Source organism: Bradyrhizobium sp. SZCCHNS1022 (assembly GCF_032484835.1).
Classification (GTDB): domain Bacteria; phylum Pseudomonadota; class Alphaproteobacteria; order Rhizobiales; family Xanthobacteraceae; genus Bradyrhizobium.
On the sequence record NZ_JAUETT010000002.1, the window covers coordinates 949,265 to 964,803 of the forward strand.

Below are 15,539 nucleotides of genomic sequence, written 5' to 3' on the forward strand. Positions count from 1 at the left end.
AAACCTCGCAACTCTGCGAATGATGTGCACTTGCCCCGGGCCTGTCGAGCGCTCGCGAAAAAAAGCGACGTGCGTTCTGCCGTGCTACGTGTCGGCAACACCATTTGCGGTGAAGCGGGCTTCAAATGGAAACAACGTGCTCCCGGCGAGCTGCTATCGTCGCTGTCGACGAGCGACATCGCCGACAGACGATCCATAGCACTCACGCATTCCTGAGAGCCGACCGATGGCCAAGCCCCGCGAACTCCGCTTCAACGCCTTCAACATGATGGCCCCGAGCCATAACTGGGCCGGCCTGTGGTCGCATCCGCGCGATCAGTCGATCAACTACAACACGCTCGAATATTGGGTCGACTATGCCAGGATTGCCGAACGCGGCCTGCTCGACGGCATCTTCCTGGCCGATGTCTTCGGCGTCTACGACGTCTACGGCAACAGTCCGGAGACGGCCCTTGCGCAGGCCGTCCAACTGCCCAACGCCGACCCGACATTGCTGGTCTCGGCCATGGCGCTGGTCACGAAACATCTCGGCTTCGGCATCACGTCGAACCTGACGTTCGAACACCCCTACCAGTTCGCGCGACGCTTCTCGACGCTCGATCACCTGTCAGGCGGCCGGATCGGCTGGAACATGGTCACCGGCTATCTCGACAGCGGCGCCCGTGGGATGGGCCTCGCGAAGGGCCGCGCCCATGACGACCGCTACGATGCCGCGGACGATTTCCTCGCGGCCGTATACAAACTCTGGGAGGGAAGCTGGCAGGACAGCGCCGTCCACCGGGATCGCGCCGGAGGCATCTTCACGGACCCGGCCAAGGTCCAGCGCGTGCGACATGATGGAGCTTATTTCCAGGTCGACGGCATCCATCTGGCCGAGCCGTCGCCGCAACGCACGCCCCTGCTCTACCAGGCCGGCACATCGAAACGCGGCCGCGCCTTCGCCGCCAAGCATTCGGAAGCCATCTTCCTCAACGGCCAGACTAAATCCGTGCTCGCCGGCGCGGTCCGCGACATCAGGACGGCCGCGAAGGAGTTCGGCCGCGATCCCCACGACATCAGGCTGTTCGCTGGCGCCACCGTCATCGTCGCGCCGACTCGCGCCGAGGCCCACGACCTCCTGGAAGAGTATGCCAGTCACGTTGATCAGGCGGGCCAGCTTGCACTGCTGTCGGGCTGGGCCGGGGTCGATTTCTCGACCTACCGCCCCGACGATCCGATCAGATACGTCCCGAGCAACGCGATCCAGTCGATGGTCGAGAACTTCACCGTCCGCAGCGATAGCCCCGTCCGGATCGGCGATCTCGCCACGCTGAGCTACGCCGGCGCGCGCTCGCCTTTCGTGGTCGGCTCGCCGCAAGAGGTCGCGGATGAACTGATCGCCTGGGCGGAGGCCACCGACGTCGACGGCTTCAACCTGTTCCGCCTGGTGGCGCCGGAATCGCTCACCGCGTTCGTCGATCTCGTCGTGCCCGAATTGCAGTCGCGCGGCGTCTGCAAGACCGCGTACGCCGAGGGCACCCTGCGCGAGAAGCTGTTTCCGGGCCGCGGGCCATTGCTTCACACCACCCATCCCGGCGCGGCCTACCGCGATCCTGCGACGTGGGCAGCCGCGGCACGCCCGGATGCGGCGGAGTAGCAGCATATATGATGGTGAGGGACGAACCGTCGGTCGCGTGTTCGGCTCCCGTGGCAGCTCCGCCTCGCTTTCCTGTGGCAGCTTGTCGCCACGGATGCCGAACGGCGGTCCGATCCAGAGCGCGTGTGCCGTATGATCCGCCAGCGGCCGCGCCGTGTTCGGGTGAATGAGAACACTTAGCTTCCCGTGATTGAGCATCAGCCACGGCACCAGCGTCGGAAACACCTCGACCGCAAAGGCGACCTGGTACATCGATTGCTCATGGGGACCTACCAGCGCATCGTGCCAGTGCCCCAACGTCACGACGAAGCGCTCGCCGATCCAATCCCGGAGCTGCTGTGCATTGCCGCGCGTCCCCTCGGAATAGTAGATATGTGCATGGAAGCTGGTGATGGCATCGATCGGTTGCGGCACCGCCGCGATGTCCGGCGCTCCCATGGCGTCCTCCCTTCTTTCTTCGGCAGAGCGGCCCCGGGTTTACCCCTTCGAACAACGCGCTTTGCTCACCGGCTCATCTACCGCAGCATGAGCGGACGCGCCATGCGCCGAGCATGCGGCGGGGGAAGACTACAATGCCCGCCGGACATCGATCCGGCCGGGCGTCTTCACATCCCCGCGTCGATCTCAGTTGAAGAGATCCGGCTCCTGCGCCGTGATCCAGTCCCATAACGGCTGGAAGCTGAAATAGCCGCCCTTGTGGGTTCCGACCTGACTCGCCGTCAGCTTGGCGACCTCATGCGGAATCGGCTTGGTAGGACCGGCGGCCTCGGCCAGCAATTGGGTGCGCGCGGCATTGTCCATCGTGATGTACCACCACGCTGCGGCCTCGATGGTCGGACCGACCGTCAACAGTCCGTGGTTCTGCAGGATCGCAGCCTTCTTGGTGCCGAGCGCTTGCGCGATCTTCTTGCCCTCGTCGGCATCGAGCACCACGCCCGTGAACGGATCGAACTGCGCGTGGTCCTCGTAAAAGGCACAGGCATCCTGGGTCAAGGGATCGAGCAGCCGGCCGAGCGCGGACCAGGCCTTGCCGTAGGTCGAGTGGGTGTGCGCGGCAGCGATCACGTGCGGATGCGCCGCGTGAATCGCTGAATGAATGACGAAGCCGGCCTGGTTGATCGGCCTGTCGCCGACCAGGATGTTGCCGTCGTGATCGACGAGTTGCAGGTCGGAGACCTTGATCTGGCTGAAATGAGCGGAGAGCGGATTGATCCAGAACCGGTCGGTGTACTCCGGATCGCGCACGGTGACGTGCCCTGCGAGCCCCTGATCGAAGCCGTAACGGGCGAACAGGCGGAAGGTTGCGGCCAGGCGCTGCTTGCGATGCAGCCGTTCCTCTTCGGATGAAGCCGCGGGCGGACGCTCCACGAGCGAAAACTTCCTCGGCCTTTCGACGATCGTGTTCATTGCCGTTCACCTCCTGCCTCGAGCCCGCGCTCGTCGCGCGATGCGCTCACTGAGACCATGGTAGAACGACTGGCGCGAGACGATCTTTTCAAAGATCGACGCTCTCCGAATCGAACATTCTCTGCGGAGCTGCCGTTAGTACTCCTGTGTGGGTCTGGCTGGCCAGCAGCGAGCCAGGACACGGGCTTCCTCTCTCCGAAGCGGTCCGCTCCGGTCCCTCAAAGTTTCAGCAGGCGTATAGCGTTCGTGGAGAAGACCCGCTCCAACACATCGTCCCGGAAGCCGGCAGCGGCGTAGTCGTCGATCGACTGCCGGATCGGCCGAAACGGATAAGAGGAGCCGAACAGAAATTGATCGGCCAGGAAGCTGTTGGCCGCCTTCACATAGGCCTCCTGTCCCGGCTGAAACAGATACATGTCCGGGATGAGATGGACATTGGCGTGCCGGAAGGCGACGCCAATGATCTCCTGCACTCTCGGCCAGGAGCCGTGATAAACTCCGATCTTGAGGCGCGGAAACGCTGCGGCGACGACGGCCACGCCGGACGGATCGTTGAAACGTGGATCAGGCGTCGTCGGTCCGGTCATCAGGAACAGCGGAATGTCGAGTTCCTGAAGCCGCTCGTAGATCGGCCAGTAGACGCGATCATCGGGGTGGCGAGGCGGCGCGCCGAAGCCCGGCTCGATGTCGATCCCCTTGAATCCAAGCTGGCTGACGGCGCGCTCGATCTCCTCGATCGCGGCCCGTTCGCCCTGAATGACCGGATCGACCGAGCCGATCCCGACCAGCTCCGCATGGCCGGAGACGATCTCGTGGATGCGGTCGTTCGGCAAATGCTGGAACGGCGTATGTCGCCCGACCACCACGGCCCGCGCCAGACCGGCATCATGGATCTCGGCAAGAAAGCCCTTTTGGGTCAGCGAACACGTGAAATGTGCATCATCTCCCCGCGTGCCGACGCGGCGATTGAGCCACCGCGCGGTCTCAAATTCCGGACTGCCAGGCGTAGCACCGAAAAAGTCGTGCAAATAAGCCGGGCGGCAACGCAGATCGATAATGGTCATCTGAATTCCTTAAGGATCGCAGGCCCAGCTAGATGTTGTACTGACGGCCAACCGGCCGGAACCGCCCGGCCGCATGCCGATCGGGCAGGCGGTTCCCCTCGCCGAACAGCTTGTGGCGCAGCGAACCATCCGCGTAGGCGGTCTTGTAGAGACCGCGATCCTGGAGCTCGGGAATGACGATGTCGATGAAGTCCGCATAGGTCTCGGGCACCACGATGCGGCTGAGGTTGAAGCCATCCACCTCGCCCTCCTCGATCCAGGATTGCAGTTCGTCCGCGACGGCAACGGCGTCGCCGGTGATCGTTGCATAGCGGCCGCCCAAAGCGAGTTCGTTCAGGAGATCGCGCTTGGTCAGCTTCCTCTGTGCGGCAATCGCCGTCGCCGATTGGATGGAGTTGCCGGGCGCGTAGGGAATGGGCTCATCGAGCCCGTAGCGTGAGAAATCGATGCCGGTGGACGCCGAGAAATGCGCCAGTCCGGCCTCCGGACTGGCATAGCGCAGGTATTCCGCGCGCTTGTCCTCAGCCTCGGCCTTGGTCCGGCCCGGCACCACCGCAATGCCGACGAAAACCTTGATGTCTTCCGGCCGACGGCCGGCTTGCGTCAGCTCCGCCCGGATGGCGCGCGCGGCGTTGCGCGCAGTCGCCTTGTCGCGGGCGGAGATGAAGACGCATTCGGCGTGTCGGCCGGCAAAAGCGCGCCCTCGCGGCGAGGTGCCGGCCTGGTACAGCACGGGCGTCCGCTGGATAGAGGGCTCGGAGAGGTGATAGCCGTCGACCTGAAAGAATTCGCCATGATGCGAGACGGGCCGGATCTTTGTGGGATCGGTGAAGATTCGAGCCGCGCGGTCGCGACGTACGGCATCGTCGTCCCAGCTTCCTTCCCAGAGCTTGTAGAGCACCTCGAGATATTCGTCGGCATAGTCGTAGCGGCGGTCATGCTCGGGCAGTTGCACGTCGCCCTTGCCGCGATGCGCGCTGTCGAGATAGCCGGTGACGATGTTCCAGCCGATCCGACCTCGCGTCAGGTGGTCAAGTGTCGAGAAGCGCCGTGCGAGCGTATAGGGCGCCTCGTTGTGTACGTTAACGGTGATGCCGAAGCCGAGCTGCTCCGTCGCAGCCGCCATCGCGGAGACGAGCAGAATCGGATCGTTGACCGGGAGCTGCACCGCCTCGCGCGCCGTCACATCGATCCCGCCGCCATAGATGTCATAGACCCCGATGATGTCTGCGATGAAGATCCCGTCGAACAGACCGCGCTCGAGAAGCTTGGCCTGATCGATCCAGTACGCAAGCGTATTGTAGTTAGGCGAGCGGTCGCGCGGATGGGTCCAGAGGCCATGATTGATATGGCCGACGCAGTTCATGTTGAAGGCGTTTAGCAGGATCTGTTTCTTTGCAGCCATCAGAAAGCTCCGGACCGGGGCGGAATCCAGCCGTTAAGATGATAATGACCGATCCTACCGGTATTTCCAGCATACCGGATCGTGCAACGTGGAACGCGCACGTTGCGCCAGCGGCGGCCCGAGTTGCAGCGACGAGCCCTGCCCTATGGCTCGCCTCTGCGCCTCCGCTCAGTGCGTTCGCGCCGCCAAGGCAGACGGAACCAGCACCCTGTGCGTAACGTCTCTCCGACTCAGGAGGCAGGCTTCCGTACAACGGTCGCAACCGCGATCGATTTCGGGATCAGGCCAAGATAGAAGAATGTATCGGCAATTCGCTGTTGCTCGGCGACCACGCTTTCATCCAGCGGCTTGACTCCGTAGCTCTGACGTTTCAGCGCAATCTCGAGGATGGGCGCGGGAATGCCGATGCCTGGGCTGAGTTCGGCCGCGACATCCGTCACCCTGTCCTTCGCCCAGTCATCGAGCTCTGCGATCGAGGCAATCACGGCGTCGATCACCTGCGGATTGCCGTCGGAGAATTTCCTGGTTGCGAGATAGAATTGATGGTTGGGAGCAAGGTTGCTTCGATTGGTCAATGTGCGTGCATTGGTGGCGACTTCCGCGGCGGCCTGGAACGGGTCCCAGATCACCCAGGCATCGACCGAGCCGCGTTCGAACGCCGCCCGCGCATCGGCGGGGGCGAGAAAAACGGTCTCGATGTCGGTATATTTCAGGCCAGCCTTTTCCAGGGCGCGGACGAGCAGGTAGTGCACGTTCGATCCTTTGTTAGGGCAACCTTCTTGCCCTTCAATTCGGCGACCGTCTTGATCGGAGAGTCCCTGGGCACGAGGATCGCTTCACCTTCCGGTGCCGGCGGCTCGTGCGCCACGTAGACGAAGGGTGCCCCGGCGGCTTGGGCGAAAATCGGCGGCGTCTCGCCGGCGTGACCGAAATCGATCGAGCCGACATTGAGCGCTTCGAGCAGCGGCGGGCCTGATGGAAACTCCTTCCATTCGACGCTGTATCCGAGCGGCTGCAGCTTCTTCTCGAGCCAACCCTTGCCCTTCAGCAGGATCAGGTTGCCATATTTCTGGAAGCCGATCCGGATCACCTTGTCCTGGCCTTCGGCACCAGCCGGCGAGGCGACCAATGCCGCGACGGCCAGGACCGTCGCCAACCTGACCGTCCGACGAAACAGAACGGCGGCGCGACGTCTCATTTCAGTGACCATAGCTACCTCGCAAGAAGTCAGCAAACCGCAGCTCGCGCGGTGTTTCGGGATTGCGATATATCGCGGGCGTGCTGGAATAGGCTTCCAAATATCAGAGCTGCCGCAGAGCATCGTTTCTCCGCGCGGAGATTTAAAACATGCTCCATTGCCGGTGAGTCACCCGCAGTCACCTGCAATAGACCGCCGGCCGCTAGGATCTCCGCGATCAAGCTCAAAACGCGGGAATCTGCCCCGGCAGCCTGTCTTTGATGAGCTGGCGGATGGTGTCATTCTGAAAGGCGCGGACAAGCTTCGGGACCCAGGGCGCATCCTTGTCGCGTTCGCGAACGGCAATGAAGTTGCTGTAGGGATTGTCGATGGGAGATTCGATCGCGATGGAGTCCTTTCCGGGAATGAGACCGGCCGGCACTGCGTAGTTTGTGTTGACGACGGCCGCGTCGAGATCGCCGAGACTGCGCGGCAGCTGCGCCGCGTCGATTTCCCGGAACTGGAGCTTACGCGGATTGTCGACCACATCGAGTACGGTAGGTAACAGCCCTACCCCATCCTTCATCTTGATGAGTTTCTGTGCTTGGAGCAGCAGCAGCGCGCGGCCGCCGTTCGACGGATCGTTGGGAATGCCAATCGCCGCGCCCTGCCGGAGTTCGTCCACCGACTTCACTTTCTGCGAATAGAGGCCGATCGGCGCGATGATGGTGGTGCCGACCGGCACGATCTTATAGCCGCGGGTCTTGACCTGGTTGTCAAGGAAAGGTCTGTGCTGGAACGCATTGGCATCGAGATCGCCGGAGTCCAGCGCTGCATTCGGCAACAGATAGTCGTTGAAGACGATCACGGAGACGTCGAGGTCGTCCTTGGCGGCAATCTCCTTCACCTTGGTCCAGAGGATTTCGGAATCGCCGCCGGAAATCCCGACCTTGATCTTCTGATTGGCAAGAGCCGGCGCTGCAAACAGCGAGAGTCCGGCAATGATCGACAGCAGGCGGCGTTTCATGAAGTCTGGTCTCCGACGAATCTGACTTGGAGGCAAATAGTGGAGAGGAACGCTCGCCATGACAATGAAACGCCAAACCAAAGATGGTCGCGATCACGGAAGGAATGTCTCCGGCCCGATAGACCGCGCAGCGAGTTTTTCGACTTGCCCTCCCAATGAGTAAGCGGTGTGGCAACACATCATGTGTTAGCCGCTCGCCGACTTGAAGTCGCCGTTTGCTTCCTTATGGGTCTGTCTGGTCGTCGCCGGAACGATCAGGATCAGCCGGTGCGCAACCCAGCGGGATGCCGCACGGCCTGCCGCTGCCGCACGCGCGGAATGATTTCGTCGGCGAAGCGTCTCATCTCGGCATCGAAGGGCTGGAACTGCAGCATGAACAGTTCAATGCCCGTACGGTGGAAGTCGACGATCCGATCGGCCACCTCGTCATAGCTGCCGACCAGCCCGGCCGCAGTCCCGCCGTTGCTGCCCACGCGCGCGCCCTTCTGCATCGTCTGCATCATGACGACCTTGGGATCGGTGTTCTGCTTCTGGATGACCTTCATGGGGGCATCCTTTTCGGCAAGGCGCAGCAGCCGCAGATGCGCATGGTCGGCCTCGGCCGCGGTCGGTCGCGCCACGACGAAGGCCGACAGGCCGAAGCGCAGCGGCGCCGCGCCCGAACGCGGACGCGAGGCGACGTCGTTGATCAGCGCAGCCACATCGGCGATCGGCTGGCCGTTGATGAACCAGACATCGCCGCGATCGGCGACCAGCGCGCGCGCCGGCTTTGACTCGCCGCCGACATAGATGCGCGGCCGCGCACGGTAGAGATCCTTCGGGCGCAGCGCGTAGTCCTGCACATCGAAATATCTGCCCTTATGCGTGAGCCTTTCGCCCTGCAGGAGGCGCGACACCACGGATATCCATTCGCGCCCATATGCGTAGCGTTCGTCATGCTCGGCAAATCCGATCCCGGCCCGCTCGAGCTCCGGCCTGTTCCAGGCATTGACGAGATTGATCGCAAAGCGCCCGCGGCTGATGTTCTCGATGCCGAGCGCCATCTTGGCGAGCACCACAGGATGAAAGAGATAGGGCTTGATGGCCGTGATGATCTCGATCCGGCTGGTCAACGCGGCCAACGCCGCCGCTGCGCTCCAGGCTTCGAGCTGATCCAGATCCTCCTGATGTGGATTGATCGTGTGCTGGGCTATGAGTGTGGAATCAAAACCGAGCGCTTCCGCCGCCAGGACGAGATCGCGATTGCGCTCCCACGACGCGTCGTAGGGCTCCTCCGGATCCTGATGCGCCGCACGAGGACCGTGCACCGACGCCCAGATGCCGAAACGAAGCGGATGTGTCATTTGCTGGCCCCACGATCTGCGCTACTGGCGGTCGACGTCGACGCGGAGCGCGATTTCCTGACGCACGTACTAACAAAATCGGAAAAGAAGTTCTTGCCGCTTTTCGTGCGCGGGGGAAATCGAAAACCTCCAACCGGAACAACAATTGGAAAACGGCTCTATTTCGATTGGCCGTCATTCGTGGGAGATTTCGGCTAGCGCGCCCACGGTGCTTAGGACACTTCCGGTCGCGCGCAACAGATGCGCAGGCGCGCAACTCGGTCGTGATCGGGTTGCAAACGGATGATGACGAAGGCCGGACGACATTGAGCAATCTCGAACAGGCTGCAGGGACGATCGAGCTGTCGCAGGGCGGCCCTGGCAGCCAAGTGGACCAACAAGCACGCCAAACGGAAAGAACCGCTTCGATCAGCACCGCGCCCCTGCAGGCGCTGTCCTGGCTCGCGCCGGTGCTGCTGGTCCTGGTATGGGAAGCGCTCGCGCAAGGCGGCTATCTGTCGCCGCAGGTGTTGCCGGCCCCCAGCAAGATCCTGCGCACGGCTTTCAAGCTGGCGTCACAGGGCACGCTGGGGGACGACCTCGGCGTCAGCTTGTTGCGGGCGGCAGCCGGCTTTGCTGTCGGCGGGACGATCGGCTTTGCGCTGGGCGTTCTCGTCGGCTTCTCGCGTCTTGCGGAAGCCCTCATCGATCGCAGCATCCAGATGATCCGCGCGATTCCGTTTCTGGCGGTCCTGCCGCTCGTGATCGTATGGCTCGGTGTCGGTGAAGCCGAGAAGGTCTTCCTCGTCGCGCTCGGCGTGACTTTCCCGCTCTATATCAACACGACCCTCGGCATCCGTCAGGTCGACCCGAAGCTGATCGAGCTCGGCCGGGTTCAGGGCTTGTCGACCCTGCAGCTGATCCGCCGCGTCATCCTGCCGGGTGCCCTGCCCTCGATCCTGACCGGCGTCCGCTATGCGCTCGCCACGGCCTGGCTCGCACTCGTCGTCGCCGAAACCATCGGCGCGCAGTCGGGTCTCGGCTTCCTTGCGATGGATGCCCGCGAGTTCCTGCGCACGGACGTGATCGTGCTCACGATCGTCATCTACGCGTTGATCGGCGTTGCCGCAGACCTGATTGCGCGGTGGCTCGAGCGGCGGCTGCTCTCCTGGCATCCGAACTATGGAGCTGCACGATGACCGTCCGGTTCGCGCCGCCTCCGCACGCCGCTCCGGCCGTGGTCGTCCATGGACTGCGGCGCGCCTACGGCGATCGAACCGTGATCGACGGACTCGATCTTCGCATCGAACGCGGCGAGTTCGTGGCTCTGCTCGGCGAGAGCGGCTGCGGCAAGACCACGCTGCTGCGTGCGCTTGCGGGCCTCGACCCGGTCCAGGCCGGCCGCATCGTCGCGCCGCGCCGTCCTGCGGTCGTGTTCCAGGAGCATCGCCTGCTGCCCTGGGACAGTCTCTGGCGCAACGTTGCCCTCGGACTGGACGGTCCGGATGCTCGCCGGCGCGCCGCGGCCGCGCTCGGCGAAGTCGGTCTCGGCGACAGGGTCGATGACTGGCCGCGCAACCTCTCCGGCGGCCAGGCACAGCGGGTCGCGCTGGCCCGCGCGCTGGTGCAAGAGCCTGAGTTGCTGCTGCTCGACGAGCCGTTTGCCGCGCTCGATGCCCTGACCCGCATCCGCATGCATGTGCTGGTGCGCGAGCTCGTCGCCAGGCACCGGCCCGGCGTCCTGCTCGTCACCCACGACGTCGACGAGGCGATCGCGCTGGCCGATCGCATCCTGGTGATGCGCAAAGGTCGAATCGCATCCGAGCACCGCGCCAACGACATCGGCACGGTCGCGCGCGGCGACCTGTTAGCCGAACTCGGTGTGCTCAACGAACACGCTCCCGCTTAAATCCTGGAAGGATCGCCCATGTCGTCGGACGACTTTGAATACCCTTCACGCCGTCAGTTCCTCGGTACCGCTGCGTTCGGCGTCGGGGCGCTCGCCGGCTTCACCTTGACCGATCATGCCTGGTCGGCCGCGGGACGCATCACCGATACCGTACGCCTGACCTGGGGCCTGTCCGGGCTCAACCTGATTGCCAAAGAGCGTGGCGAATTCGAAAAGACGCTGGCGAAGGACGGCATCAAGGTCGAATGGCTGGGACCGTTCCCGAACCACGCGCCGACCTTGCAGGCCGTGACCGGCGGCACCGCCGATTTCTCGTTCGGCGGTTCGACGACGCCGGCGCTGGCGGCAATCATTGCTGGGTCGCCGCTGGTATTCACGCAGTTCGTTGTCTATGAGCCACGCACCACCGCAATTATCGCCCGCGACGATTCCGGCATCAACAAGGTTGAGGACCTCGTCGGCAAGTCGGTGGCGGTCAACCGCTCGGGGCTCGGCGAATTCCTGCTGGTCGCGGCACTGGAGAAGCACAAGGTCGACCGTTCCAAGGTCAAGTTCGTCTACCTCAACCCACCCGATGCCGCGCCCGCGCTCGCTTCGGGCAAGGTCGATGCCTGGTCGATGTGGAGCCCCGGCGTCGATATCGCGCGGCTCGACTACAAGGCGCACGACATCTTCCTGGAAGGTCGCGACCTCGAGTTCCAGATCGACTACACGTCCTACCTGACGACCCGCAAGTTCGCCACCGAGAACCCAGCTCTGGTCCGCGCCGTCAACGATGCCTTCCGCGCCGAGGGCAAATGGATTTCGGAGAATAGCAAGGACGCCGAATACATCGCGCAGAAGGCGGGCAAATACAGCGATGATGTTCGAGACCGGTTCATCGCGATGAACCGCCAGTACCGCTACTTTTCCGCGACCGACAGGCAGTTCATCGCTGACCTGCAGAAAGCAGCCGACTGGCTGGTCGAACGCAAGGTGCTGCCCGAGCCCGTCAAGGTTGCCGACCATCTCGCCCAGATCGACGAAGCGTTGCCGCAGCGCTGACCGGCCGTCCCCCTTTTCTCTCATGATGTGGTGCCTAATGAACAAGCCGCTCCCCACCAACACGCTTACCGCCGGGCCGACCGTTCCGCTCTCGCCGAGCGCTCTTGACGCCCTGCTGGCCGAGATCGCCGAAGGCGAGGCCGAGCGCGAACGCGAACGCATCCTGCCGCACCGGCAGATCGCCCTGATCAAGCAGGCGCGGCTCGGTGCATTGCGACTGCCGATCGCCGCGGGCGGCGCCGGCAGCTCGATCCGCGATCTTTTCCAGATCGTCATCCGGCTCGCCGAAGCCGATGCCAATGTGGCTCATATCCTGCGCAATCACTTCAGCGTCGTGGAGCGGCTGGTTCGCACGCCTCGCGATGACCAGGCGCGGGACTGGCAACGGGCGATCGCCGGCGGCGCCATCATCGGGCTTGCCACCACCGAACTCGACAGCCCGCAGGTCGGCAACATCACGCCGAACACGACCTTCACGCCCGATGGCGACGACTACCTCCTGAACGGCACCAAATATTACAGCACGGGGACGCTCTATGCAGATCTCGTGCTGGTCCGTGCCGCCGATCCGAGCGGGCGTCCCGGCGCGACCATCATTCCCGTCGATCGCGACGGCATCGAGCTGGTCGACGACTGGGACGGCATGGGTCAGCGCCTGACGGCCACCGGCACCACCTACTTCCGCAATGTCAGGGTGAAACGGCAGGAGATCGTATTCGACGCCCCCGACATCGGCTATGGCGTGCCCTATTCCAACACTTTCGCGCAGCTCTTCCTGACGGCCGCGGTCGCCGGAATCAGCCGGGCCGCCCTTCGCGATGCGATTGCGCTGGTGCGGTCGCGCAAGCGGACGTTCTACTACGCGCCTCACGAGAAGCCCACGGAAGACCCGCTGCTGCAGGAGACGATCGGCAAGATCGCGAGCGCCGCGCACGCCGCGGAAGCGGTCGTCCTCGTTGCTGCCGAGGCACTCGATGCGGCCACTGACGCGTTCGACGCCGGGCGAGCCGATTCGGAAGAGCTGGCGCATCGTGCGGCCCTGCTGTCGGCGCAGGCCAAGATCGTCGCCGACGACGCCGCCATCCGCAACGGCGGCCTCATTTTCGATGTCGGCGGCGCCTCGTCGACCAAGAAAGCGACCAATTTCGATCGGCACTGGCGCAACGCGCGCACGTTGTCGTCGCACAATCCGGTCAGCTACAAGGAACGTGCGATCGGGCAATATCTGATCAACGGTACGCCGCTTCCGGCGAAGGGTTTCTTCTGACCGGACGGCGCCGCGACCAAGGGCACGAGCAGGAAGGCTCGTGCCCGAAAGGAGACGACGGATGGGCAAGCGTGACCTTCATCTTGTCCACGAGAGGATATCCGATCCGCGGCACGTCCACTCGGCGCTCCGCCGCGTTGCCGCCGGCGTCAGCATCGTGACTGCGGGACGCGGAGACGACATCACCGGCGTGACGATCGCCTCGCTGATATCCTTGTCCGTGGATCCACCTCGGCTCATGATCAACCTCGGCCTGCAGTCATCGGCTTTTCCGCTCATCGCTCACGACGGCTGGTTCGGCGTCAACATCCTCGGCTCGGACCAGCTCTCTCTGGCGGACCGCTTCGGCACGCCACACCTGTCTCGCCGCCAGAAGTTCGATGGCATCCGCTGGTCGCGTGGTGCTGCAGGCGTTCCTCTCCTGCAGCATGCGCAGGCGGCAATCGAATGCGAAGTCGACGAGATCATCGAGCGATATGCGCACGCGATCATCGTCGGCCGTCCTGAGAGCGTCGAGCTGGCCCCGCGGCTTTCGGGCCTGCTTTACTGGAATGAGCAGTATGTCGAGGTCGACCGCAATGCCGACCTGGACCTGCTCGCAGAGGTCAGCGTTCCACTGAATCATGTGCGGTGAGACGAACGGCATGCACGGGCCGCGGCGGAGACGACGAAGATGAGGCGCGGACATCCCTTCGGCTCCGAGCGCATCGCAACCGGATCCACCTCGGACAGCAACCCGTAGGCAGGTCCGCTTTAGGGCGATACGCGAATCGTCAACGAGGGCCAGTGCGGGTGGGCCTTCCGGACTGGCCCATCTGCAACCACCTGCGAGGTGACGGAATGGGCCCTGCGCACGAGGCCATACGCCCTGCTCTTTTTTCCGCAGACATCTTGGAAAATGCCTGGAACCATGGTCTGTGTCCGGCGTCAGCTCACGGAGCTGCGCGTCGCGCGGAATGCGATGTGAGGACAACAAGAGACCGAACGGGCGTCATCCGATGATCGTCAATACTGCCAGACCGATAACGCTTGCACTGCTCGCCGCCGTCGTCCTTGTCGCGTCGGGCTCGCCGGCCGCCCGTGCCGGCTCCGAAGTCTACATCCAGCAGGCCCGTGGCAATGTCGCAGGAACGACGGTAGTGACGAAGCCGCCGCCCGAAGCAGCTGCGCCGGCCAACACTGCGGGGTCCGCGCCGACCGCGCCGGAAACCTGCAATGCACAGAATGCATCGTCGCAGGCCTGCTATACCGCGACCCAGCAGGCGCGGCCATCACGGTAGCATAAGAGCCCAGCCAACAGCGTTCACGCCGTGTTTGAGGGCTCGGACCGCTGAGTGCCCGGGCCGCGCGACATCAGCCGTGCGGTTGCCCGCACGGCCGCCCTCCTCTCCTGCATTCTGTCAGATCAGCTCTTGGGGACGTCGATCTTGATGGCCGCCGCCTCTTGATTCTTCTCCAGCTCGCGCATGAAGGCGTCGCCCGCCGCACGGTCCTTGAACTCCCAGAGATGGTTCTTCACGCCCTCGAAGATCAGGGCATAGACCGCGAGCTGGACGCCCTCACGTACGCCGAGGGTCGCCGGCGAGTTCTTGGTGAAGCCAAGCTCCGCCTGAAGCAATTGATCGATGGCAGCAAACATGTAGGCCGAGCTATGGACCTGGACGGAATAGATCGTCTTTGTGGTCGTGACGCTTGCCAGCACGCGTCCGCTCTGCACGCTCACCGCGCGCAGCGCTACCGTGATGACATCCTGCCGATACTGCGTGTCGGCGCCGATGCCGAGATAATTGGCGCCGATCCCGCCGGTGGTCTCGTTACTGTCATAGCCGATGATGCCGCCTTCGAGCAGGATGCCGGCGAAGCGCAGCGGCGGCAGGCTCGGCGCGCTGTCGCCCTCGGCGGCGGCGCGCGTGGTCTGGATGATCTGCCGTTCCTGCAAGAGCGGCTGCAAATCGTTGCGTTCCACCACGTTGAACCAGGCGCCGCTGCCGGCCTTGGTGAGCACGTCGATCAGCACGGCGCTGGCGCCTTGCGTCAATGCGCGGGAGAATTCCGCGAAATTGTCATTCGGCTTGTTCTGTCCGGTCAGGTCGGGAAAGTTGTAGACGGAGACATCGAGCTTGCGGCGGGGTGGCGGCAGGCGATCGAGCACCACACCGGTCTTGGTCTCCGGCACCAGCTTGGCTGGGCGCGCAAACGGGTCCTTGGCCGATCCGGACATGCATCCGGCCAAGCTGAGAGAAAGCATCGCAATGGCAGCGATGCCTCGAAGCTGTTTGTT

13 protein-coding genes and 2 pseudogenes are annotated in these 15,539 nt (G+C 63.7%); 7 read left to right on the top strand and 8 right to left on the bottom strand.

The features are described from left to right. Positions 1–226: 226 nt before the first annotated feature. Entirely contained in the window at positions 227–1,636 is a 1,410-nt protein-coding gene (locus QX071_RS17965) for an LLM class flavin-dependent oxidoreductase (protein ID WP_315703960.1), read from the top strand. A gap of 24 nt (positions 1,637–1,660) precedes the next feature. On the opposite strand, the pseudogene QX071_RS17970 reads toward QX071_RS17965, so the two are convergent. The 7 genes and pseudogenes from QX071_RS17970 to QX071_RS18000 all read right to left on the bottom strand — a co-directional run. Continuing rightward, a pseudogene (locus QX071_RS17970) lies at positions 1,661–2,074 on the bottom strand (DOPA 4,5-dioxygenase family protein); the annotation flags it as partial. Positions 2,075–2,260: 186 nt separating this feature from the next. Beyond that, positions 2,261–3,043, bottom strand: a complete 783-nt coding sequence (locus tag QX071_RS17975; RefSeq protein ID WP_315728962.1) for a class II aldolase/adducin family protein — start codon at positions 3,041–3,043, stop codon at positions 2,261–2,263. A 218-nt stretch (positions 3,044–3,261) separates the two neighbouring features. Further along, a complete protein-coding gene (locus QX071_RS17980) occupies positions 3,262–4,107 on the bottom strand; it encodes an amidohydrolase family protein (protein ID WP_315703962.1) in 846 nt (281 codons plus the stop codon). Between the two features lie 28 nt (positions 4,108–4,135). Next, complete coding sequence (locus QX071_RS17985) at positions 4,136–5,512, bottom strand: LLM class flavin-dependent oxidoreductase (RefSeq protein WP_315728961.1); 1,377 nt, start codon at positions 5,510–5,512, stop codon at positions 4,136–4,138. A 230-nt stretch (positions 5,513–5,742) separates the two neighbouring features. Further along, a pseudogene (locus tag QX071_RS17990) lies at positions 5,743–6,710 on the bottom strand (sulfonate ABC transporter substrate-binding protein). Between the two features lie 223 nt (positions 6,711–6,933). Beyond that, on the bottom strand, positions 6,934–7,716 hold the full coding sequence (locus tag QX071_RS17995) for a MetQ/NlpA family ABC transporter substrate-binding protein (protein ID WP_315728960.1): 783 nt from the start codon (positions 7,714–7,716) through the stop codon (positions 6,934–6,936). A gap of 260 nt (positions 7,717–7,976) precedes the next feature. Continuing rightward, entirely contained in the window at positions 7,977–9,059 is a 1,083-nt protein-coding gene (locus tag QX071_RS18000; RefSeq protein ID WP_315728959.1) for an LLM class flavin-dependent oxidoreductase, read from the bottom strand. A 305-nt stretch (positions 9,060–9,364) separates the two neighbouring features. Here QX071_RS18000 and QX071_RS18005 point away from each other — a divergent pair, with 305 nt between their 5' ends. The 6 genes from QX071_RS18005 to QX071_RS18030 all read left to right on the top strand — a co-directional run bounded on the left by QX071_RS18005 (position 9,365) and on the right by QX071_RS18030 (position 14,538). Beyond that, positions 9,365–10,237 carry an ABC transporter permease subunit gene (locus QX071_RS18005; protein ID WP_315704290.1) on the top strand — a complete coding sequence of 291 codons (873 nt, stop codon included), beginning with the start codon at positions 9,365–9,367 and terminating at the stop codon, positions 10,235–10,237. After that, positions 10,234–10,947 (top strand): ABC transporter ATP-binding protein, encoded by a 714-nt coding sequence (locus QX071_RS18010; protein WP_315728958.1) that lies wholly within the window; start codon positions 10,234–10,236, stop codon positions 10,945–10,947. The genes QX071_RS18005 and QX071_RS18010 overlap by 4 nt, the downstream gene beginning before the upstream one ends. Before the next feature lie 18 nt (positions 10,948–10,965). Continuing rightward, complete coding sequence (locus tag QX071_RS18015) at positions 10,966–11,991, top strand: NrtA/SsuA/CpmA family ABC transporter substrate-binding protein (protein ID WP_315728957.1); 1,026 nt, start codon at positions 10,966–10,968, stop codon at positions 11,989–11,991. Positions 11,992–12,028: 37 nt separating this feature from the next. Next, entirely contained in the window at positions 12,029–13,258 is a 1,230-nt protein-coding gene (locus QX071_RS18020; protein WP_315728956.1) for an acyl-CoA dehydrogenase family protein, read from the top strand. A 61-nt stretch (positions 13,259–13,319) separates the two neighbouring features. Continuing rightward, positions 13,320–13,892 (top strand): flavin reductase family protein, encoded by a 573-nt coding sequence (locus QX071_RS18025; protein WP_315728955.1) that lies wholly within the window; start codon positions 13,320–13,322, stop codon positions 13,890–13,892. Between the two features lie 364 nt (positions 13,893–14,256). Next, entirely contained in the window at positions 14,257–14,538 is a 282-nt protein-coding gene (locus QX071_RS18030) for a hypothetical protein (RefSeq protein WP_315728954.1), read from the top strand. Between the two features lie 125 nt (positions 14,539–14,663). Here the strand turns inward: QX071_RS18030 and QX071_RS18035 are convergent, their stop codons facing one another. Further along, positions 14,664–15,479: a CsgG/HfaB family protein gene (locus QX071_RS18035; protein ID WP_315703972.1), complete on the bottom strand. Its 816-nt coding sequence runs from the start codon at positions 15,477–15,479 to the stop codon at positions 14,664–14,666. Between the last annotated feature and the right edge of the window lie 60 nt (positions 15,480–15,539).

Excerpts from the sequence above, each read along its gene's own strand:
- QX071_RS17965 (WP_315703960.1), top strand. The coding sequence starts at position 227 with ATGGCCAAGCCCCGCGAACTCCGCTTCAACGCCTTCAACATGATGGCC.
- QX071_RS17975 (WP_315728962.1), bottom strand. The coding sequence starts at position 3,043 with ATGAACACGATCGTCGAAAGGCCGAGGAAGTTTTCGCTCGTGGAGCGT.
- QX071_RS17980 (WP_315703962.1), bottom strand. The coding sequence starts at position 4,107 with ATGACCATTATCGATCTGCGTTGCCGCCCGGCTTATTTGCACGACTTT.
- QX071_RS17985 (WP_315728961.1), bottom strand. The coding sequence starts at position 5,512 with ATGGCTGCAAAGAAACAGATCCTGCTAAACGCCTTCAACATGAACTGC.
- QX071_RS17995 (WP_315728960.1), bottom strand. The coding sequence starts at position 7,716 with ATGAAACGCCGCCTGCTGTCGATCATTGCCGGACTCTCGCTGTTTGCA.
- QX071_RS18000 (WP_315728959.1), bottom strand. The coding sequence starts at position 9,059 with ATGACACATCCGCTTCGTTTCGGCATCTGGGCGTCGGTGCACGGTCCT.
- QX071_RS18010 (WP_315728958.1), top strand. The coding sequence starts at position 10,234 with ATGACCGTCCGGTTCGCGCCGCCTCCGCACGCCGCTCCGGCCGTGGTC.
- QX071_RS18015 (WP_315728957.1), top strand. The coding sequence starts at position 10,966 with ATGTCGTCGGACGACTTTGAATACCCTTCACGCCGTCAGTTCCTCGGT.
- QX071_RS18020 (WP_315728956.1), top strand. The coding sequence starts at position 12,029 with ATGAACAAGCCGCTCCCCACCAACACGCTTACCGCCGGGCCGACCGTT.
- QX071_RS18025 (WP_315728955.1), top strand. The coding sequence starts at position 13,320 with ATGGGCAAGCGTGACCTTCATCTTGTCCACGAGAGGATATCCGATCCG.
- QX071_RS18030 (WP_315728954.1), top strand. The coding sequence starts at position 14,257 with ATGATCGTCAATACTGCCAGACCGATAACGCTTGCACTGCTCGCCGCC.
- QX071_RS18035 (WP_315703972.1), bottom strand. The coding sequence starts at position 15,479 with ATGTCCGGATCGGCCAAGGACCCGTTTGCGCGCCCAGCCAAGCTGGTG.